We start from the raw sequence: 21253 nt of genomic DNA, 5'->3' as shown, positions 1-21253 counted from the left end.
CACTGGTTCCGCCGCCTGCGCATCCGCTGGGAGATCCGCGACGACATCCACGAGGCGTTCATGACCCTGGCCGCAGCCATCATCTGCTGGCGACGCCTCGTCCGCTGATCATTCTGTTAGAAGCTCTTAGACCGCAGTGTTCGCCAGGGAATCACGTCGCGACATCGACCTGGCCTGCTGCAGACGTCGCGTCACGCGCTGCTCGGCGGTCCGGTCTCTGGGACATCCACCTCGCCAGGGAGCAACGTGACGCCCGGGGCGGTGATCAGGACATGCACCGTCTTGTCCGTGTCGGTGTAGGTGACCCAGCGCGCCGCAGCGTACGTGTCCACGATGCCGAGGCCCCAGCCGTTGGTCGGCGCCGGGTTCGGCTGGAAGGGGCGCGGGTCGGGGTCGGTGACGTACAGGTGCACGTAGCGGTCGGTGGCCAGGAGGCCGAATCGCAGGGGAAGGTCGTGGGGCTCCCACCGCCGGACCTCGGTGGCGGCCCGCCGGGCGTTCGTGACGAGCTCGGAGACGACGAGGACGATCGAATCCGCGTGATCGGGGTCGGTGACGTGGTCCCGGATGACCTCGGCGGCGAATCGCCTGGCCTTCGCCACCGACGTACGGCTGACGCCGAGCGCGATCCACGACGGCCGTACGACCGCCGGAGCCGAGGCCAGGACACCGAGTGGATCAGCGGCCGGCGCCGCATGACGGCCGATCTGTGGGTTGCCCGCAGGCTGAGGTATGTCGAAGGTCATCATCGTCACCGATCGCTCCCTTGGCGCCACTTTCTGTGATCGCATGACAGCATGCGCCTTGAGTGGCTACTTTGACCAGGAGAGATCACGGAATTCAACGAGGAGGGTCACAATGCGCTACCGTGCCGGGTTCGATCCGGACAAGAATCTGTGGGACTTAATCGCATTCGACCTCAGGAGGCAGCGCCAGGAGCGCGACATATCCCTCAACGTCGTCGGCGACATCATCGGACGAGATCGATCTCTGGTCGCCTACGTTGAAAACGGCACCACGAAGCTTCAGGAGAAGCACGCCGTCAAGATCGACGACGCCTGGCGCACCGGCGGCCTCTACAGCCGCCTCGTCAGATTCGCCAAGCGCGGACACGATGTGTCCTGGTTCGCAACCCACCTCGAACTGGAGGCCGACGCCGACGAAATTCGTAGCTGGGACCTTGGCTGGATGCCTGGCCTCTTCCAGACCGAAAGCTACGCCCGCGCCATGTTCGACGCGGCAGGGGCCGAGGGGGCGGAAGCCGGGGCCAAGGCTCGCGTAGAACGACAACAGTGCCTTCATCGCACCCCGCCACCCCGCGTGTGGGCGATCATCGACGAGCGCGTGATCACCCAACCGGTCGGCTCCACCGCAATCATGCGGGATCAACTCGCCCACCTGATCAAGCTGGCCGAACGCTCGCACATCAGTGTGCGGGTGGTGCCACAGTCCGTCGGCGCTCACGCCGGCCGCGACGGGTCCTTCAAAATCATGACTGCCGGTGGTGCGGATGTGGTTTACACGTATGCGCCCGGAGGCGGACGGCTCATACAGGATGCGACCGAGACAAATCGCTACCGCGTATGGTTCGATCTCATAGGCGATGTCGCGTTGCCGAAAGACGCTTCGTTTGAACTGATCGTACAAGCGTTGGAGCGATTCCCATGATTATCTGGCGAAAGTCGAGTCGCAGCGAAAGCACCACCACACAGTCTGATTGCGTCGAGGTCGCGCGAGTCGGCTCGGTGGATGACAGGCGCAGCGTCGCCGGGTAAGCCCGATGAGTACCTGGCGGAAGTCCAGCTACAGCGGCGGCACCAGCGTTCACTCCGACTGTGTCGAGGTGGTTCGGATGCCGTCGGTCACGGCCGAGGGTTTTGGTGGTGTGAGCGACCAGAATCCTCGGCGCTGATCGGAGGCCGCCGGTCGCGGGTGCGGACGGAACGCCCGAGCCACCGCTAGGTGCACTGACCCGTGAGTTGGCGTTGGCGTGGACCGCGAAGGACCTCCAGGACGAGATGTGCATGTTGCGGTGACACACACCTCGCCAGGAGGTCCTCCCTATTTCAAGATCATCCAGCCCTGTCGCCGTTACCAGCGTCCGTGATCAGTACAGCCAGGGTCTGTTCGGCGGATCACGCTGGTCGGCCCACCGGGCTGAACCGCTGTAGCGACCCGCCGGACAAGGAGCTGAGCGAAGCAGGGTGGGGCCGTCGATAAATCCCTCGACATGGGTCGCGGTGATCGGGGACGCTTCGCGCGATGACAAGAATCGATGACACACCGTCTGCGTGGGACGAGCGGACCCAGCTCACCACGTTTCTCGACTACGCACGTGACACCGCCCGCGCCAAATGTGAAGGCGTCTCTGCGGAGAACGCACGCAAGGCGCTCCTGCCGGGCTCACCGCTGATGACCATGAGCGGAGTGATCAACCACCTCCGCTGGGTCGAGTACTACTGGTTCGAGGTGGTCTTCCTCGGCGAGGAAGACCGGGGCCCCTGGACCGAGGAGGATCCCGACCGCGAGATGCGTATCGCCGTCGACTTCCCGCTCACGCAGTTGCTCGACGAATACGCCGAGCAGAGCGCCCGCTACCGCGAACTGGTCGCCGGGAACAACCTGGACAAGCAGGCACAGCGAGCCATCCGCAACGGCCTCCACGTCGACCTGCGCTGGATCCTTCTCCACCTCACCGAGGAGACGGCCCGCCACAACGGCCATCTGGACATCCTGCGCGAGATGCTCGACGGCACGACCGGCGACTAGATCTGGCGGAGATCACGGGCGGAGCCAGAGTCGGATCGAGGCGACGGTGACGGTGCCGTGGAAGATGTAGCCGCGCTTGTCGAAGCCGGCGGGTCGACCGCCTTGGCTGCCCCTTCGCTGGCGGTTGGCCCGCTGGTTCTTCGGTTCGGGGATGGTGTGCTTGATGTGGCGTCGTCGCAGGTAGCGGCGGCTGCGGCGGGAGGAGTACGCCTTGCCGCCGCCGAGATGGTCGGGCCGCGTGCGCGGGCGTCCGCCACCGAGGCGGCCAACGCGGAGGCGTTCCACGACCGGAATGAGTTGCGGAGCGTCGCCCCACTGGCCCGGAGTGATCAGCAGGGCCAGGGGGCGGCGTCCGCCCTCTCCAGCGAGGTGGATCCAGGACTGCTGCGAAGATCCCGTCCCAGACGCCGTCCGCCGACCAGCGTCTTCACACCGTCTTCCATGGACAGAATCGCGCAGGTAGATCCCGCCATGGTGCCGCGGTTGATCTCCTTCCCGTCGGTGGGCGAGGCTTGTGCGCCGGTACCGATGAGGGTGATGGGCGGCGTGAAGCGGGCGGCGACCGGGGCTTTGCTGGGGTTGGCGATCGGGGATGCCATGGGCTTCCCGACGGAGTTCAATGACGTGGCGCAGATCGCCGCGAAGTACGGCCACTGGCGGACCATGCCTTTGCCGGTGTCCTCCGGACGGGCGTACGTCACCGACGACACGCAGATGACCTTGGCGCTGGGCGAGGGACTGGTCGAAGCCCTCGCGGCCGGCGAGTTGACGGCCGAACGGCTGGAGCCGCCGGTCCGCGCCCGCTTCGTCGAATGGTCGCGCTCACCGGAGAACAACCGCGCGCCGGGGATGACCTGCCTTCAAGCGTGCGAGGCGCTGAGCCGAGACGGTGTCTGGCAGGGAGCGAGTCAGGTCGGCTCGAAGGGCTGCGGGGCGAACATGCGGGTCGCGCCGGTCGGTCTCATTCCCGGGCTGGACGAAGACCAGCGGTCGGGCGCCGCTCAGTTGCAGCCCTGACGCACGGCCACCCGACGGCGCTGGCGGCCGGCGACCTGACCGCTCACGCGATCTGGCTGCTGGCCCAGGGCGCCGGCACCACCGAACTGCTGCCCGAGCTGCGCGATCATGCCGTGCGGTCCCGGACCGTCTACCGCGCCGACTGGCTGGGGGATCTGGCCGAGTACGCGCACGACCCCGATCGGGCGTCCTTCATCGCCCGAGGCTGGGACGAGTGCCTGGCCGTACTCGACCGGTTGGAGGCGGCGCCGGCCGTCGCGGACGCCGAGGCGGATCCGTGCCTGGCCACCGGGGCCGGATGGATCGCCGAGGAGGCGTTCGCGACCGGCCTGTACTGCTTCTTGATGCTGCCGGATGAGCCGCAGGCGGTGGTACGGCGGGCGGCGTACTCCTCTGGCGACTCGGACTCCATCGCCGCCCTGGCCGGGGCCTTCGCCGGCGCGTACCTCGGCGCGGAGGCCTGGCCGAAGGAGTGGGTCCGCGATATCGAGTACCGCGACCGTCTGCTGGCCCTGAGCACCGCCTGGGATCGATGATTTCGTGTGCGCCTGTCTCGGCCGAGGATTTCGGTCGTGTGAGCGACGAGAATCCTCGGCGCTGATGAGATCCGCCCCGCGGTCTCGGTGGCTCGAGCGCGCCGCCGTGCCCCCAGCGATCCCAGCTGCCGGTCAGGCGATCCAGGGGGTGTGACCTTGTTGGCGCTGTCGCCGGGGGTCCAGGCGTGAGCGTCGGCGGGGGCCGTGACGATGGCGGTGTAGCCCTGAGGGCCGGCGGTCAGCCGGCGGGTGGTGTGGGCGGGCAGGACGGCCGTGTCGCCGGGGCCCGCGGTGGAGGTTTCGCCGTCGAGCTCGATGGTCGCCTCACCTTCGAGGAAGGTCCAGATCTGTTCGACGTCGAAGATGTGGACGGGGCCCTTCACGTCGGGCTTGACCTCGGTGCGCCAGATGGAGGATCGCGCACCGCCCAGGGTCGGCGAGGCGAGGGTGGTCATGACGGCGTTCGGGGTCTCGGACTGACGGCTTTCGGCATGGCGGACGAGAGTCACGGTTCACATCCCTAAGATAGACAATACCGTTGTCTATATGGTTAATGGGGTTGTCCATCTTGTCAAGTGATCTGCAGGGCTTCGAACTGCCGCTGCGGCTGCTGCTGGGGTTCCGGGTGCTCATCGACGAGCTGCACGAGGAGCTCGCCCGGCAGGGTCATCCGCAGATGCGGCCCATGCACGGGTTCGTCTTCCAGGCCATCATGCGAGCCGGCGGCCCGTACGGGACCACGGCCGCCGACCTGGGCCGGGCGCTGGGCGTCTCCAAGCAGGCGGCGGGCAAGACCATCGACATGCTGGAGGGTCTCGGCTACCTGCGGCCCGGGCACGATCCCGGCGATGCGCGCCGTAAGACGTACACGCTGACCCCGCACGCCTACGACGCGCTCGAGCGGTCGGAGCGAATCTTCGAGCGCCTGCGCGACCAGTGGGCCGATACCCTCGGTGAGGACCGGCTGCGGGCCATGGTGGAGGACCTGCGCAAGGTCACGCCACCCGACGTGTTCCGCCTCGACACCCCGCAGTGGTTCAACGCCCCGTAACGAACCCCCGCCCGCCTGATCCGACGGGTCGGGCGGGACAATTCGGATCCCGTGTGATTCGATCTCATCGGCGACGTCGCGTCGCCCGAGAACGCCTTGTCGGAGCTGCTCTCCGAAGCGATGGGACGAGTCTCATGACCACCTGGCGAAAGTCCGGCTCCAGCGGAAGCACCACCACGCAGTCCGACTGCGTCGAGGTCGCACGGCTCGGTTCGGCGGACGGCGGACGCGGCTGAGGCGGAGCGTCGGTGCGGTATCGGTCGGTGGACGCCGACAGTGGGCGCTGGGACGGTTTTCCGTTCCGGGACGGCGACATCGTGATCAGCACGCGGCCCAGGAGCGGTACGACCTGGATGCAGATGATCTGTGCGTTGCTGATCTTCCAGAAACCGGATCTTCCCGCTCCGCTGGGGCGGCTGTCGCCGTGGCTCGACCATCTGACGATGCCGCGAGACGAGGTGTACGCGCTGCTCGCGCGGCAGCGGCACCGCCGGTTCATCAAGACGCATATGCCGCTGGACGTTCTGCCGGTCGATCGCCGTGTCACGTACATCGTGACGGGCAGGCAGCCGCTCGACCTGGCGGTGTCGCTGTACCACCACACCACGAACATCGACATCGGCCGGATGCGGGAACTGACCGGCAGCGACCTGCCCGCCGAGCCGTCGGCGGCGCGCAAGCCGCTCCGGGACTGGCTGCTCGACTGGATCTCCCATGACGCGGACCCGCGTACCAACCCGGATTCGTTGCCCGGCGTCATGCGGCACCTGGGCTGTGCCTGGGCCAGGCGCGGTGGCGGCAATGTGCTGCTGATCCGCTATGAGGACCTATGCCGTGACCTGGAAGGGCAGATGCGCGGGCTCGCGGAGCGCCTGGGAATCGCGGTGCCCGAGCCCGTCTGGCCGGCGCTGGTACGGGCGGCGACCTTCGAGTGGATGCGGGCCGATGCCGGTCGGTTCGTCCCCGGCGGCGGGATCATCAAGAGCGACACGTCGTTCTTCCGGCGTGGGCGGCCCGGCGCCGCCGAGGAGATCCTCACCGGAGAGGAGCTCGCCGCCTATCGCTCCCGCGTGGCGTCGCTGGCGGCGCCGGACCTCGTCGCCTGGCTCCACGCGCCCGGTGGTTCAGGGTCAGTCCGGCTTCAGGACCGACGGTAGGTCGCTGTCGGAATGCAGCCGCAGCAGCCGGTAGGCCATGCCGCCCAGGCCGGCGAGCATGCCCGGGCAGTACGCGTCCCGGGCCGGTCCGCCGGCCGGCCCGTTGTCCTCCACGCTCGTGATGATCCGCGCGTCGAGCCCGCGACGGTCCAGCCCGGCCGGGGCGCGGCCGAGTGTCAGGGCGTCGTCGAACAGTTCCCAGCAGTCCAGGTCGCCGTGGCACCAGGCGGCGGAGAACACCCCCTCGTCAGGGTCGCGCAGGTCGGCCCAGCCGTCGGCGGCCGGGTCGTAGAGCGTCTCCTCGAAGGAGAACGCCGCCCGTGCGGCGTCGGCGAACCGCGTGTCGCCGGTCGCCAGGGCGAGCCGCGCCAGCGCCCAGCCGACGCCGGTCACGCCGTGGGCGAAGCCGCCGATGCCGTCGGGCCAACGCCGGGAGGGCCGGCACAGGGTCCCCGCCTCGTACCGGGCACCGGCGATGAGCCGCTCACCGATGCCGACCGCCTGGTGGGTCCAGCGCTCCTCGAAGAGCCGGCGTCAGGCGGGGATGGCGTAGAGGATCAGGGGGAGGACGGCGACCAGGGTGGCGGCGGCGAGCATCGCGCCGCGGAGCGGGCGCGGCAGCGGCGCCGGGGACAGCAGCCGCCGGACGCGGACCAGGATCGGGCTGCTCTCGTCGGCGGCCACGCCGGCGACGCCGAGGGTGCCGGCCGGCGTCGGGGCCGGGCGGGCGGCGGCGAAGCGCAGCAGCGCGGTGGCCAGCTCCTTGGCGGGGCGGTGGCGGCGGGCGCGGTCGTCGGCGGCCATCTCGACGAGCAGCTCGACCGCGTCGAGGGTGCGGCTGATGATGCCGGCCTGCGGGAAGACCCGGCGCAGCGAGGTGAAGGGCAGCAGCACCAGGTCGTGGCGTTCGCGGACGTGGGCGCGTTCGTGGTCGAGCACGGCCGCCAGCTCGGGCGGGCCGAGGATCTCCAGCGTGCCGGCGCTGACCACGACCTTGGGCGAACGGACGCCGGGGACGCAGTACGCGGCGGCCGCCGGATGGTCGAGGACGAGTGTGCCGGGCATCTCCGGGTCGCCGTGCGCCACCAGCGCGAGCAGGGCGCGGTGCCGCCGCCGGGCGCGTACGACCCCGGCGATCGCGACCAGCAGCATGACGATCAGCATCAGCATGAAGGTGAGGCCGGCGGCGACCGAGGCGACGCGGATCGACGAGAGGGCGTGCGGGTCGGCGAAGAAGCGGATGACGCCGCCGATGACGCCCTGACCGTACGGCGCCACGCCGAACCCGAGCAGGGTGCCGATGGAGGCGAGGCCCCAGGCCAGGCCGAGGGCCTGCCAGAGAAGGATCGCGGTACGCGGCGTCCGCCACGTCCAGCGGGCGCGCGTCAGCCGGTGCGCGCCGAACGCGCTGCCGGCTGCCACCAGGGCGAGCAGGGCCGTGCCGGTCATCCCGGGTTATGTCCCTTCAACCTCGTCGAGTACGCGGCGCAGCAGGTCGGCCTCGTCACCGGAGACGGATCGCGCGAAGTGCGCCAGCGCGGCGTCGCGGTCGCCCGTCATATTGAGCGCCCCCAGCATGATCTCGGCGACGTACGCCTCTTTCGTCGCTACCGGACGGTAGCGCCAGGCGCGGCCTTCCCTCTCGCGAACCAGAAAACCTTTTTTGGCCAGCCTGTCCAGAACGGTCATGACCGTGGTGTGCGCGAGGTCGCGATCGTCCGCGAGGGCACGGCCCACCTCACGGGCGGTAGCGCCGTTGTCGCGGTCCCACAGGACCTCCATGACCGTGCGTTCAAGCTCTCCAAGACCCTTCACGGGATGCATCCTATCTCGCGTAGTACTACAGCTCGTAGTACTACTGTACGTAGCGTGTTCCTGGCGACGCGAGACGGTCCCTCACCTGGGTGAACGTTCCAGGAGGCGGTGGCCTTCCCCGTACGCCCGCCCTGCCGGGATCGCCCTCCCCGGGCGGAAATTCGATTGTGCGTCCAGGGCCGCGTGGGTACGGTCCCGGGTCATGGAGCTGCATGAGGTGAGGCGGCGAGCTAGCCGCGCCGAGCCGGGGGACGGGTAGTCCCGGCCCGGCCCGGCTCGGCGTGTGCGTGCCACTGTTCCGCCGACCTCGTGAGGCTCGTCCATGCGTTCCACGCAGATTCGTTCCGTCTTCCTCGACTTCTTCACCGCGCGCGGGCATCGCCGCGTGCCCTCCAGTCCCCTGGTCTCGCCCGACCCCGAGCTCCTGCTCACCAACGCGGGGATGAACCAGTTCAAGCCGTACTACCTCGGCCACGTCACCCCGGACTTCCGTCGCGCGACCACCCTGCAGAAGTGCGCGCGCACCGGCGACCTGGACAACGTCGGCCGTACCGCCCGGCACGTGACGTTCTTCGAGATGCTCGGCAACTTCTCCTTCGGCGACTACTTCAAGGAGGAGACGACCGCGTGGGCGTGGGAGCTGATCACCGAAGGGTTCGGCCTGCCGCGTGACCGGCTCTGGGTCACCGTGTACGAGGAGGACGACGAGGCCGAGCGCCTGTGGCGCCGGCTCGGCGTGCCCGGCGAGCGGATCCAGCGCCTCGGCAAGGTGGACAACTACTGGTCGATGGGCATGGCCGGACCGTGCGGGCCGAGCTCGGAGATCCACTACGACCGCGGCCCGGCGTACGGTCCCGGCGGCGGTCCCGCGACCGGCGGCGAGCGCTACCTGGAGCTGTGGAACCTCGTCTTCATGCAGGACGTCCGCGACGAGGACTTCCGCATCGTGGGGGAGCTTCCGGCCAAGAGCATCGACACGGGTCTCGGCGTGGACCGTCTCGCGATCGTGCTCCAGGACGTGCCCGACATCTTCCACACCGACCTGATGCTCCCGGTGTTGGAGACCGTACGGGAACTGGCGGGCGGCGGCGACGAGACCGCACTGAAGATCGTCGCGGATCACGCGCGGACGGCGGCGTTCCTCATCGCGGACGGCGTCCTGCCGTCGGGTGACGGGCGCGGATACGTGCTGCGGCGGCTCCTGCGCCGGGCGATCCGGCACGCGCGCCTGCTCGGCGTCGACGACACCGTGCTGCCCGTGCTCACCGGCGCGGTTGTGGACCTGCACGGCGTGACCTGGCCGGAGCTGGAGACGGCGCGTCCGCTGATCGAGAAGGTCGTGACCGCCGAGGAGGAGGGGTTCGCGCGGACGCTGCGGCAGGGGTCGCGGATCCTCGACTCCGCGATCCGGGAGCGGCGGCTGTCGCCGAAGGTCGCGTTCGACCTGCACGACACGTACGGCTTTCCGTTCGACCTCACGGTCGACGCGGCGCGGGCGGCGGGTCTCACCGTCGACGAGGACGCCTTCTCCGCGCTCCTGGAGGAGCGGCGGCGGCGCAGCCGGTCCGGCCGTACGGAACCGGGCCGGGAACCGCGGCCGGGAACCGGCACGACCGAGTTCGTGGGCTACGACGCGACGCGCGCGGAGGTACGGCTGCGCACGATCCTGCGCGACGGCGCGGAGGTTCCGGCGGCCGCCGAGGGGGACGAGGTCGAGGTGCTCCTCGACCGGACGCCGTTCTACGCCGAGGCGGGCGGCCAGGTCGGCGACCGGGGCGTCATCCGTACGGCGTCCGGCGCGGTCCTCAGGGTCACGGACACGCGGCCCGGCCACGTCCACGTCGCGCGGGTCGAGTCCGGTGAGGTCCTGCCGGGGGAGGCGGAGGCGCTCGTGGACGCCGAGCGGCGGGCGGCAGTCGCGCGGTCCCACACCGCGACGCACGTGCTGCACGCGATGCTGCGCCGGACGCTGGGCGCGCACGCCGCGCAGCGCGGATCGCTGGTCGACGCGGGACGGCTGCGGTTCGACTTCGCGCACTTCGAACCGCTCCCGCCCGAGCGGCTGCGCGCGATCCAGGCGCTGGTCAACGAGCACCTGCTCGCCGACCCGGAGATCCGCGTGTGGCACGCGGACCGGGCGCGGGCGGAGGCGGCCGGGGCGATGGCGCTGTTCGGCGAGACGTACGGCGAGCGGGTGCGCGTCGTCGACATCGGCGACTTCTCCCGTGAGCTGTGCGGCGGCACCCACGTCGGCCACGGCTCGCAGGCGGGCCCGATCCACCTGCTCGGCGAGTCCTCGATCGGCTCGGGCGTCCGCCGGATCGAGGCGCTGACCGGCGCGGACGCGCTGCGGCACCAGGACCGCGAGCGGGCGCTGCTCACCGAGCTCGCCGACCTGCTGCGGGTCCGCCCGGACGAGGCGCCGCAACGCCTGCGGCAGCGGCTGGCCGAGCTGGCGGAGGCGCGCCGGGTGCTGGAACGGCACCGGCGGGAGGAGCTGACCGCGGAGGCCGTACGCCTGGCCGGGCACGCCAAGCGCGTCGGCCAGGGCTGGCTGGTCGTCCAGCGGGTCGACGGCGTCGGCGCGGACGAGTTGCGGCCGCTGGCGGCGGAGGTGCTGCGGCGCCGGGGCGGCGTCGTCGTGCTCGGCGCGGAGATCGGCGGCCGGGCGCTGATGGTGGCGGCGGTCGGCCCTGACCTCGGCGAGCCGGCGCGTACGGTCCTGGCGGCCGCGGCCACCGCGATCGGCGGCGGCGCGGGCGGCAAGGGCACCGTCGCCAACGCGGGCGGCCGGCGGGTCCGGAACCTGGACGAGGCGCTGCGTCTGGCGGCGGCGTCGGCGCGCGACCTGCTCCGCGGCGGCTGACCAGGGACGCGTCCAGGAAACGGGCATCGGGCGGCGCTGTCGGGCGGCGCCCGGTGACCGTTCCCTGGATCGATAAAGAGCACGTCAGGTATTGCCATGTCAAATGACCGGTGGTTTACTCGCTGGAAACTTGTGTTAACACGCTATTCATCTGCGCGCAGCGTCGGCGTCCTGTGAGGTAACGGTTGTCTGGCTACAGACATCACCGCCCGGACGGACGGGCGACCCGGTGACCGCATGGCACCGCCTGCCCGCGGACCTCATCGGCAGCCTCCATTCCCCGCACCGTTCCGTGCCCGGGCATTCGCGTACGCCCACCGCCGCCCTTCCCTTACCGGCCATCGGTGCGGAGCGCGCCGCATCCGAATCCGAGCCGCGGCGCGTGTCGGGCCGTTTCATTCGCGCCCGCCGCTGATACCCGCGTTGCCGCGTAGTAGCCGATGGGGGACCGACATGAAGGAAGACGTTCGAGCATCACGAGAATCGCCGGCGGTGAACCGTCGGCACCGGCTCGTCCTGTTCGTACACGGCGAGGGGTGAGCCGTGGTCGCCGACAGGTTGGTCGCCTACTCCCAGACGTGGGTCTCGGCGGGTCGTGCGATGCTCTCGGTCGCCGATTCGCTGGCGAACGCGGCGGATTCGCTGGTCTACCGGGTGAGTGCGGCCGGCAAGTGCTACGGCCAGGACGACATCGGGCTGGCCTTCTTCAACGGGGGATCGGGCAGACCGGGTTTCCGCGAATCCCGGGACGGAACGCTCGACGAGATCGCCGGAATGGTGAACCAACTGCGCTCGGCGGGCCGGCGCATGATCGCTTCCGGTGGGACGTACCAGCAGGCCGAACGCCCGAGAGGTGAGCAGGTCCCCGTCCCGGCGATCGAGCACTATAAGTTGCCTCCGGCGAGCGATGCGCTCCCGGAGTCGGACCCGCCCCCCACGGGGGGCAAGGAGATCCTGTACCTCCTCGAGACGCTGGGGCTGGGCGTCCAGTACCCCGATGGGAACATGGCCGCGCTGGCACAGCTGCGCGAGGCGTTCCTCCACGCGGCCGCGGAGGCCGAGAAGGTGGCCTCCGAGGTCTCGCGTCACGTGCAGGCGGTGAAGGCGCCGAACGAAGGCGTGGCGAAGGAACTCTTCAGCCTGAAGACCGACCTGCTGACGGGAGAGAACGGCAAGGGCGGCCTGAAGAGGCTGGTCGCGGACCTGCGCGGACTGGGCGGGTCGGTCGACCTGCTGATCCGCCAGAAGAAGGGCGCGCGGCTGCAGTTCGACCGGATGATCGTCTTCCTGATCGCGACCTGGGTCATCGCGAAACTGTGGTCCGGGCCGACGCTGGGTGGTTCGATCGCCGGCGCGCTGGCCACCACCAAGGCCGCGGGCATCGCCCTGCAGGGTCTGGTGCGCGCGGTGGTCGACGCCGTCGTGGCCGGTGTCTGGTACGGCGGCGGAATGGACGTCATCCGGCAGACGTCCTTCATGGAGACGGGCGCGCAGGACCACTTCGACACCGGCGAGTTGTTCAAGTCGATCGGCACGGGCGCTGTCGCCGGCGGGGTGATGGGCGCCGCCGGTGGTTGGGTCGGGCTGCGGGGCAACAACATCACCACGGCGTTGTCGAACGCGATGGAGGCTCCCGGCCTGAAGGGCTGGGGCAGCCGATTCCTGTTCTCGGGCACCGCCGCCACGGCGGGGAACGTCGCGGCGCAGGCGGCGTTCGACGACGGGCACGTGAACCTCAAGGACGCGGCGACGTTCGGCTTCGGGATGGCCGGCATCGGCGCCTTCAGCGACATCATGAAGCGCGGGCCCCGCGATGACGGGCCTCCGCCTCCCCCCGGCGGCGATGGTCCGTGGTCCGGCTCCGGTGGAGACGGGGTTCCGCGCGGCTCCGGCGAGGACGGTGGGCCGCCTCCTCCGCCGAACGGTCTGCCCTTCGAGGAGGGGGGCGGTCCGCGGGCCTCCTACAGCAATGACGGGCGGGAGACTCCGCCGTTCTCCCGGGACGGCATACCCAATCCCCGTGACGACTACAACTTCACCTCCGACCGCGGGGTCGGTTACGACATCCAGGGCCAGGTCATCGCGCGCGACGGAGTGCCGGTGTCCGGGGACCCCGGCCCGGCCACCGGCCACACGGGCGGCACGGGCGAAGCGCAGGCCGGTGGCGCCCATCCGGCCGCACCCGGGTCCGGCATCGAGCTGGCCGGCACCGGTTCGCATCCGGCCCAGACGCCGCGGCCGGACCTTCCGGCGCTGCCGGGTTCCGACGGGCCGACCACCGTCGCGGGCCCGAACCACGGCGCCCCGCCCACGGCCCCCGGCACGAGCGTCGTGGGGATCCTGAACCCCGAGCCCCCGTCGCTCCCGGCGCAGGCCGTACCACCGGGGACGGAGGGCTCCGGGGGACAGATCGTCCCGGCCGCTCCCCCCGCGCCGACCGGTGGAACAGAGAGCGGTGGGGGCCCCGGCGCTCTCCCCGCGCCTGCGGGCCGGCCCCAGGGCACGCCTCCGGCGACGACCGGCGGAGAACAGCAGGGCACGCCTCCGGCGACGACGGGCGGACAGAACCCGAGCGCGCCTCCCGCCACGACGGGTGGGCAGAGCCAGGCCACGCCTCCGGCGACGACCGGAGGACAGTCCCAGGGGACGCCTCCCGCGACGACCGGCGGGCGGGATCACAGCGCGCCTCCCGCGACGACCGGAGGACAGAGCCAGGGCGTGTCCCCGGCGACGACCGGAGGACAGCACCAGGGGGCGCCGGCGGCGACCGGGGACCAGGGCCAGGGTGCCCTGCCCGCGACCAACGGCACCACCGTCACCCCGGTTCCGACCGGAGAGACACCGCTCCCGCCACCGGCGACACCGGCCGGGCCCGAGGGCTCCGGCGGAGCCGTCGCGCCGAAGACCACCGCCGCGCCCGCCGGGGCGGGCAACGGCGGAGACCCGGCCCTGCCCGCGCGCGGGGGGACGCCCGCCGACACGCCCGCCGACCTGGCGCGCACCGCGGTGACCGACGGACGCCGGATCGCCGCCCCGGACGGTCTGCCGCTGCAGGACGGCGGGCTGCGGGTGACCGGACCGGACGGACGCGCCGTCGACGTCCCGGCCGAGGTGCTCTCCAACGCCGAGCGACAGCTGACCGGACGGGCCGCCGACGGCGTCGGTCCGGGGCGGTTGCGCGCCGAGGCCACGGCCTGGCTGGGCGGCGAGGTCGCCCGGCTCGGTGGCCGGCCGCGGGTGGACGGCGCTTTGGAGGCCCTGCAGCGCATGGCCGACCTCCATCCGGAGTTCGCCGACGACGTCGCCGCCGTGCGGCGGGAGGTGCTGTCGGGAGACGCCGCGCGCGCCGCGTCGGTCCTGGGCCGCTCGGCGGAGCCGGACACCCTGCTGCGGCCGTCGGCGCACGAGCCGACGGCACGGTCGATCACCCGGCAGGTCGAGGCGCTCGGCACCGACCCGTCGAAGAGCGCCGACCCGTCGAAGAGCGGCGCGCCGGCGAGCGGCGCCCCGGCCTCGCGCGGCCCCCGGCCGGATGGAACGGTCCCGGACGGGTCACGGCCGTCCGGCGCGACGCACCCCGCCGGGCCCGCCCTCCCCGACCGTCCCGCCCACATGCAGGAACTCAGCGTGCAGGAGGTGCACCGGGCGCTGGACGACCTGCTGCCGTCGGACTTCGGCCGGGAGGTGCGCGGGTGGCGCGTGGCCGACGACGGCAGGACGGTCGTCGTCGAGACCGAGCACTGGGGCGACCAGCGGTTCACCGTCGAGGTCCGGGAGCTGCCGCACGCGGTGACGCGGGATCCGCTCTCGCAGCTCGCGGACTTCGGCGAGCACGGGTTCGCCGTGCCCCCGACGATGATGTCGAAGGAGGCCGCCGTGGCGGCCGGCCTGCCTCCGCACGTCGTCGCGGAAGAGGGGCGGAGACTGCCGCAGATCTGGCAGCACGCGGTGCACGACCGGCTGCAGTCCCTGGCGGCACGGGACGCCCGGTCGGGCCAGGGCGTGATCCGCCGGTTCATGGACGACGTACGGTCCGCGTTCAGCGGCCCCGACCGTACGGCCGAGTACTTCACCCGCCACCGGTACCTGGCGCGCGAGTGGCTGGAGGCCACGGACCCGGTCGTACGGGAGCGGCTGACCCGGGAGATCGACGACCTCGCGGCGGAGATGCGGGACCGGGGGCGGACGCCCCCGCAGCCGCCCTGGGTCAGCGGGCGGGACGGCGTTCTGCCCGCGGAGGCCCGTACGGCGGAGGCCGGAGCCCCCGCGCACCCCGCCGGCGATCCTCCCGCCCCGGGGCCGGGGGGAGACGGCGGGGGCGTCGCGACGGTCACGCCGGTCGCCGAGGTCAGGGCGAGGACCCACGAGATCACCGCCGCCCTGCACCGGGACTTCGAGGCGCTGCTGGAACGGGTGGACTACCACCGCGCGAAGGCGCAGGAGGCCGGTGAGGGGGCCGACGCCTCCTTCCGGGAGGCCATGAAGGAGGCGGGCGAGCGCGACAGCGGTGCGCTCGAACGCAGCCGCAAGGCCGCCGCGGCGAGCGAGAAGGCGCGGACGCTGCAGGAGTACCACCGGGAGATGGCCGCGGCGTACGACAAGGCGCTGGACAGGGCCGCCGAGGCGCACGACCGGTACGAGGCGCTGCAGCGCTCCCTGGAGCGCCTCGAGACGGGAGAGCATCCTCCGGCGTCCGCGACGGGGGTGTCGCACGACGACGTCGTCGCGCTGGCCCACGACGCGCAGGAGCACTTCACCGCCTACCAGGAGGCGCATGACGCGGCGCTGCCCTCGGAACACGTCCTGTCCAACGGCGCGATCACCGGCCGCTTCCCGCTGCTGCACGCCACCACGGAGCGCTGGAACGAGATCCTGGCGCACCAGGGGAGCACCGACCGGGTGACCCCCTCCGAGGTGGAGGACCAGCTGGGGGCGAAGCTCCGCCACGTGCTGTCCCCACAGGGCGCCGAGCTGCGCGTTCGCGGGCACAAGCTCTGGGTGAAGTGGGAGGCCCGTGATCTCGTCGAGGTCCTCGACGATCCCGTGTCGGCCTCCCAGAACGTCAGCGGTTCGCTTCCCCAGACCGGCGTCACCGCCGGGGCGGCCCTCGCCCGAAGCCTCAACACCCCGTTCGGCCTCGACCTGTCGGGTCTGGCGAAGGTCATGCCCGATCACTCGGCGGTCAAGGGGGTCCTGGAGCACGCCGCGCCCAGCGTCGGGGTGACCGTCGGCAGGAACCTGTCCGAGAAGGGCAGCGTCCTCGTCGACGCACGGTACGGCGACGTCGCCGACGATCGCGGGCCGAAGCGGCGGTTCGCCGCGAAGCAGGTCGTCGTCCACGTGGAGTCGCGCGACGCCGGCACGTCCCCCGGCACGTCGGTCGAGCGCGTCACCGAGGGCGTCGGCGACGACGCGGCCGAACTCCACCTGTACCTCCCGCACTCCCAGACCCTGCCGCCCCCGGAGCACACGTTCCAGCTGCCGCCGCAGGAGCGGGGGCGGACGCCGTTCCCCGAGCACGTGACCCTCTGGTCGCACGGGCCGGAGGAGCTGCTCAAGACGACCGTGGACGGGTTGCGGGCCGAGGGGCACCCGCTCAGCGAGAGCGCCCAGCGAGATCTCCAGACGGCCATCACCCAGAAGCTCCCCGGCCACTCGTACAAGGCCGCCAACAGGGAGTCCGGGGTGCCGGACATCATCTTCGAGAACGGCCGGCCGAAGCTGGAGGTCCAGCTGACCAAGAAGATGGTGCTGGACAGTGCCGTGCCGCTGACGAAGGCCAGCAAGGACGTGTGGCAGGAGCGCCTGCGCATCGGCGTGGTCGGCGTGAACGGATCGGAGTCCTTCAACCGTTCGATCGACGTCTCGGGCTCGCTCGGCCTCAAGATCCCGGGGATCGACTCCTTCGACGCCGTGCCGGGGCCGAAGGACTACGGCCTCGGCGTGGGACCCAAGGTGTCCGGCGGCTACAACCGCGCGAGCTCGGACGGGATCAACATGGGCGGCAACGCCTACTTCGTGATCGTGAATCGCGCCACCGGCCACGAAGTGGTGATGCACTTCAAGGAGGTGGTGTACGAGGCCCGGGTCACGGTGATCGGCGAGAACAGGACGCTGCGGTTCACGCACACCGGTGAGGAGGTCGTCCAGGCTCCCGAGAACGAACTCCTCCGGCACGGGGCCCCGGTCGACGCGGCGGCGGTCAAGCACGACGCCTCGGGCGAGGTGATCAGGAGACCCGACGGCTCCGTGGCGTCGCGCGACGACGGCGACCCCGGAGTGCCGCAGGGGTACAAGGCCGAGCTCCCCGCCCACCTGGGAACGGGCAAGGGCCAGGTCCGCGGAGCCGGGGACGCGCTGGTGGAGAACGTCCGGATGGGCCCCGACGCCGAGGGCGACGCACGCATCCACGACGCGATCATCAAGGAGCTGCAGAAGGACGGCTTCCTGCCCGAGCTCGACGCCGAGGGCCGGCAGATCTGGGACCCGGACGGCGACATGGTCGAGCAGATCGGCCAGGCCCTCACCCTGGAACAGGTCCGGGACGCCCTGGACCCGCGGTTCGTGGCGACGCACTACAACGCCGCCAGCCAGGGGGCGCTGGACATCCCGCTCACGCACGTCCGGAGCGGGCACGCGCCGGAGACGCGCACGCTGACCCTCTGGAAGGAGCAGGACTTCGCCAACGCCAGGGTCATCGAGACGACCAATGACCGGGGCGAGGCCTACCTGGGCATCGGGTCGGACACGGCCGGCCGGTCGCGCGCCGTCTCGTCGGCGTGGGAGTACGGCGGCGGTGCGTCCCTGGGACACGACCCCGGCCAGGGGCACGCCGGCTTCGCGCCGAAGGTCGGCGCGAACCATTCCCGGAACAACGGCCACAGTGTCGGCTGGTCCGAGGGCAACACCGGCAACGCGGTGGAGCTGCACGAGCCGACCGGTCGGCAGACGCGATGGCACATCCCGGACAAGAGCGGTGCCGACCTCGACGGGAAGAACATCATCACCCAGGACGGCAGCGCGGAGGTGGTCATCTCCACCGATCTGCTGCCGCGCGACACGGGGGACCGGCCCGCCGCCGATCCGGCCGCGACCGGAGCGGACGCCGAACGCCCGATCCCGCCGGAGGTGCGCGAGAAGGTCCAGGTGCAGGCGCTCGACCTGCGCGGCGGGGGGAAGGACGTCGCCGCGGCGGCCGGTCTCAAGCCCGGCACCACGGCCTACAACCAGCTCTCCGCTCTGCTGCATCCCGACAACGTGCGCTCGCATCCGGAGTGGTTCGCCGGGGCGCCGTACACGGTCGAGCTGATCGTCGACCCGCACGGGCCGTCGCCGGAGACGATCTCGGTCACGCTGAGGATGCGGGACGTGACCTCGGTGGGGGAGATCGTCGTCGCCCCGGACGTCGACGGCGTCATCCGGATGAACCTCTCCAGCGCAGGCAGCTCCCGGTCGGAGTCGCACAGCCACAGCACCGGCGGGTCGTTCAACGGCACCGAGCACCAGGCGGGCGGCTCGACCGCCGGCGGAGAGGTCGACGCGTCCAAGGGGAAGAACACCGCGACCTCCACGTCGACTCTCCAGATCGGGGCCCACGAGGACCTGAAGATCGGCCTCGACAACAAGTACGTCCATCGCGGCAGCGCCGACCTGGAGGTCGTCGTCCAGCGCGGGAACCACAAGCCCGTCACGGTGCCCCTGCCGGATCGCCCGATGCTCCTGTCGATCGGCGAGGTCAACAGCCTGGAGCTGTACGCCGCGGGCACGCTGGAGCACCCGCCGGCGCTGACGGCCGACGCCGTCGAACGGGTCCTCAACGGCACCATGCACCTCGACCGGGACCTGGCCGGCCCGCTTCTCCAGCGCTACACCAAGGACCTGGCGGACGCGGCCAAGGCCGGGGCCCACGTGCCGCTGGCCGAGCATCACACCCCCGACGTGCTGAAGGCGAAGCTCGAGTCGGCGACGGGCCTCGGCCCCAGCCTGACCAAGGCCCCCGCCGAGCACCTGCTGCGCGAGCAGATCACCCGGGCCGTCGACCTGGTGAACGAGCCCCGGCGGATCACGATCCCCGACCCCTGGGAACACTCGGCCATGGTCGAGGAGATGCACCTCAAGACCCCGAGCGGGGAGGAGGTGAAGCTCTACGACGCGATGCGGCGCCTCGTGGAGGAGGTGGCCCCGGACGCGCTGAACACCGACCACGCGCTGAAGCACGCGCTCTACCGGACCTTCGCCGGCAAGCGCCCGTACGGCCATTTCCGGGACGCGATCGACTTCCTGGGCCACGTGGAGCGCATCCCCGTCCAGATCAACACCTCGCACGGCGTACAGCTGCTCCACCTGCGGATGAGGGCGGTGACGGGGCAGGACCACGAGGTGCTCGCCGTACGCCCGGATCAGGGGCACATCGGGCAGAAGTACGACTACCTGGAGACCGGCACCTCCGAAACGGACGGCAAGTCCCTCGGCGGCGGCGTGTCGGGCTCGGACACGGACACGACGGGCAACGCGTCCACGGGCCGCAGCACGTCCGTCACCCAGTCGAGCGGCGAGCAGCAGACCAAGGTCAACCGGGTCGCCAAGTTCGGCCTGACCAAGTTCCGGCAGTCCCTCACGGTCGACCTCGAAGTCGAGCGGGTGCCGCTGCGATCCGGCCGGCTCGTCGACGAGGCCAAGGCGCCCAAGGCCCTCACCCGTGCCACCGTCACCCTGGACGGAACGGTCGTCCGGTGGGTGCCCACGGAGCAGGCCTTCCCCGTCGAGGAGCGACCCGCCGCCGGCCCCGCTCAACCGTCCGCCCCGGACCGGCCGTCCGTTCCCGACCACCCGGCCGTCCCGGACGGGCCGTCCGACCACCGGCCGTTCGTCCCCGAGGGCGCCAAGGTCTACGCGCACGAGATCGACGGCGAGGGGCCGCACGCCCTCATGCTCGACGCGTTCAGCGAGCTGCTCCCCGCGGGGGCGCGCCCGGAGATCGAGTTCCAGCTGGCGCACCAGTGGCGCGCGACCTGGCGCGAAGCCGGCTTCGAGCAGCTGACCGGCTCCGGACGCTCGATCACCGTCCACTACGGGGGGCAGGAGGCGACCGCGCGGATCAGGCTCACGCTCGTCGATCCGTCGATCGACGTGGGCGGGTTGACGGACGTGGAGTACGGCAAGGTATGGCGCGACCAGCACATGTCCGGATACGCCATCTCCAAGGGGCGGCTCTTCCCCGTCACCCGTGGGTTCTCCGGGAACGAGCCCATGGGCCCGGTCGGGGTAAGCGAGTCGATCGCCACCGGCGCGCAGGCGTCCGAGAGCGTCGGAACGAGCAGCGGGCTCAGGATCGAGACCACGGCCATGGTCAAGGGCAAGGGGGTCGAAGCACGTGCGCACTACGTCGCCGAGATCACTGTCACCCACGGCAAGAAGGAGATCAGCAGGACGGCCCACGGCACCGTGAAGCTGACGTTGCCGGACTACGAGTACCAGGCCGCGCGGGACCGGCAGGAGGCCCCTCGGCAGGAGGCGCCCGCCTGGCCGATGCCCTCCGACGGCGCTCCCGGCGGCGCGGATCGTCACTGGGACCCGGTCACCGCCGATCCGCAGCGGCCGTCGGCCCCGCTTCGGCAGGCGCTGATGAAGGCCATGCTCAACCAGACGGACGTACGGGTGGAGGTGGAGGTGCCCGGCCAGGAGTCGCACCGCTACCTGGCGACCAAGGACGGGATGCTGCACTGCGAGGACGAGTGGACCGACGGCGGCTTCGCCGAGGCGTTCGCCGGCCTGGACCGGTGGTACTCCGAGCGGGCGGACGAGCACGGCGTGGACCTGCGTCGGCTGTTCAACGAGTGGGACGGCGAGGGGAAGTTCTCCGACCACGTGCGCGACGAGCTGCTGGGCCGGGGCGTCGACGTTCCCGATCGGGACGTTCCCCGCAGGCAGGCGATCCGGCCCGACGCCGACGCGCGACCCGGGTCCTGGCAGGGTGAGGCCACCGGCGAGGGCGCCGTGGCGTCCGGCCCCGGAGGAGGCGGCGTCTAGGGTTCCGTTGGAA

General features: G+C 71.3%; 13 protein-coding genes and 2 pseudogenes. 10 read left to right on the top strand and 5 right to left on the bottom strand.

The window, feature by feature from the left end:
* Window positions 1-191 precede the first annotated feature (191 nt).
* Entirely contained in the window at window positions 192-749 is a 558-nt protein-coding gene (locus NE234_RS07690) for an ATP-binding protein (protein ID WP_252778180.1), read from the bottom strand.
* Between the two features lie 109 nt (window positions 750-858).
* Between NE234_RS07690 and NE234_RS07685 the strand changes: the two genes are divergently transcribed.
* From NE234_RS07685 to NE234_RS07675, 4 genes are all read left to right on the top strand, one after another.
* Window positions 859-1668 (top strand): helix-turn-helix domain-containing protein, encoded by an 810-nt coding sequence (locus NE234_RS07685; protein ID WP_252778155.1) that lies wholly within the window; start codon window positions 859-861, stop codon window positions 1666-1668.
* On the top strand, window positions 1665-1775 hold the full coding sequence (locus NE234_RS45830) for a DUF397 domain-containing protein (RefSeq protein WP_406566955.1): 111 nt from the start codon (window positions 1665-1667) through the stop codon (window positions 1773-1775). The genes NE234_RS07685 and NE234_RS45830 overlap by 4 nt, the downstream gene beginning before the upstream one ends.
* Before the next feature lie 5 nt (window positions 1776-1780).
* Window positions 1781-1912 carry a DUF397 domain-containing protein gene (locus NE234_RS07680; protein WP_252778154.1) on the top strand — a complete coding sequence of 44 codons (132 nt, stop codon included), beginning with the start codon at window positions 1781-1783 and terminating at the stop codon, window positions 1910-1912.
* A gap of 350 nt (window positions 1913-2262) precedes the next feature.
* On the top strand, window positions 2263-2769 hold the full coding sequence (locus NE234_RS07675) for a DinB family protein (RefSeq protein WP_252778153.1): 507 nt from the start codon (window positions 2263-2265) through the stop codon (window positions 2767-2769).
* Between the two features lie 12 nt (window positions 2770-2781).
* Here NE234_RS07675 and NE234_RS07670 read toward each other — a convergent pair.
* A pseudogene (locus tag NE234_RS07670) lies at window positions 2782-3262 on the bottom strand (IS5/IS1182 family transposase); the annotation flags it as partial.
* Here NE234_RS07670 and NE234_RS45825 point away from each other — a divergent pair.
* The 4 genes and pseudogenes from NE234_RS45825 (at window position 3211) to NE234_RS07645 (ending at window position 6530) form a co-directional block, all read left to right on the top strand.
* Window positions 3211-4322: pseudogene (locus tag NE234_RS45825) on the top strand (ADP-ribosylglycohydrolase family protein). The pseudogenes NE234_RS07670 and NE234_RS45825 overlap by 52 nt on opposite strands.
* 559 nt (window positions 4323-4881) lie before the next feature.
* Entirely contained in the window at window positions 4882-5373 is a 492-nt protein-coding gene (locus NE234_RS07655; protein ID WP_252778152.1) for a MarR family winged helix-turn-helix transcriptional regulator, read from the top strand.
* 134 nt (window positions 5374-5507) lie between these two features.
* Window positions 5508-5609, top strand: coding sequence for a DUF397 domain-containing protein (locus NE234_RS07650; RefSeq protein ID WP_252778151.1), 102 nt, complete (start codon window positions 5508-5510; stop codon window positions 5607-5609).
* Window positions 5610-5621: 12 nt separating this feature from the next.
* Window positions 5622-6530: a sulfotransferase domain-containing protein gene (locus NE234_RS07645; protein WP_252778150.1), complete on the top strand. Its 909-nt coding sequence runs from the start codon at window positions 5622-5624 to the stop codon at window positions 6528-6530.
* On the opposite strand, the gene NE234_RS07640 is transcribed toward NE234_RS07645, so the two are convergent.
* From NE234_RS07640 to NE234_RS07630, 3 genes are all read right to left on the bottom strand, one after another.
* Window positions 6504-6944 (bottom strand): lanthionine synthetase LanC family protein, encoded by a 441-nt coding sequence (locus tag NE234_RS07640; protein ID WP_308206859.1) that lies wholly within the window; start codon window positions 6942-6944, stop codon window positions 6504-6506. The genes NE234_RS07645 and NE234_RS07640 overlap by 27 nt on opposite strands.
* Before the next feature lie 120 nt (window positions 6945-7064).
* Window positions 7065-7979, bottom strand: coding sequence for a M56 family metallopeptidase (locus tag NE234_RS07635; protein WP_252778148.1), 915 nt, complete (start codon window positions 7977-7979; stop codon window positions 7065-7067).
* Window positions 7980-7985: 6 nt separating this feature from the next.
* Window positions 7986-8345, bottom strand: a complete 360-nt coding sequence (locus NE234_RS07630; protein WP_308206855.1) for a BlaI/MecI/CopY family transcriptional regulator — start codon at window positions 8343-8345, stop codon at window positions 7986-7988.
* 322 nt (window positions 8346-8667) lie between these two features.
* On the opposite strand from NE234_RS07630, the gene alaS reads away from it, so the two are divergent.
* Window positions 8668-11211 carry an alanine--tRNA ligase gene (gene alaS, locus NE234_RS07625; RefSeq protein WP_252778146.1) on the top strand — a complete coding sequence of 848 codons (2544 nt, stop codon included), beginning with the start codon at window positions 8668-8670 and terminating at the stop codon, window positions 11209-11211.
* Between the two features lie 543 nt (window positions 11212-11754).
* Window positions 11755-21240 (top strand): hypothetical protein, encoded by a 9486-nt coding sequence (locus tag NE234_RS07620; RefSeq protein WP_252778145.1) that lies wholly within the window; start codon window positions 11755-11757, stop codon window positions 21238-21240.
* Window positions 21241-21253: the final 13 nt, after the last annotated feature.

The sequence above is a fragment of the Actinoallomurus rhizosphaericola genome, from assembly GCF_024055675.1.
GTDB lineage: Bacteria > Actinomycetota > Actinomycetes > Streptosporangiales > Streptosporangiaceae > Actinoallomurus > Actinoallomurus soli.
This window is presented reverse-complemented; position numbering and strand designations above follow the sequence as displayed.

Excerpts from the sequence above, each read along its gene's own strand:
- NE234_RS07690 (WP_252778180.1), bottom strand. The coding sequence starts at position 749 with ATGATGACCTTCGACATACCTCAGCCTGCGGGCAACCCACAGATCGGC.
- NE234_RS07685 (WP_252778155.1), top strand. The coding sequence starts at position 859 with ATGCGCTACCGTGCCGGGTTCGATCCGGACAAGAATCTGTGGGACTTA.
- NE234_RS45830 (WP_406566955.1), top strand. The coding sequence starts at position 1,665 with ATGATTATCTGGCGAAAGTCGAGTCGCAGCGAAAGCACCACCACACAG.
- NE234_RS07680 (WP_252778154.1), top strand. The coding sequence starts at position 1,781 with ATGAGTACCTGGCGGAAGTCCAGCTACAGCGGCGGCACCAGCGTTCAC.
- NE234_RS07675 (WP_252778153.1), top strand. The coding sequence starts at position 2,263 with ATGACAAGAATCGATGACACACCGTCTGCGTGGGACGAGCGGACCCAG.
- NE234_RS07650 (WP_252778151.1), top strand. The coding sequence starts at position 5,508 with ATGACCACCTGGCGAAAGTCCGGCTCCAGCGGAAGCACCACCACGCAG.
- NE234_RS07635 (WP_252778148.1), bottom strand. The coding sequence starts at position 7,979 with ATGACCGGCACGGCCCTGCTCGCCCTGGTGGCAGCCGGCAGCGCGTTC.
- alaS (WP_252778146.1), top strand. The coding sequence starts at position 8,668 with ATGCGTTCCACGCAGATTCGTTCCGTCTTCCTCGACTTCTTCACCGCG.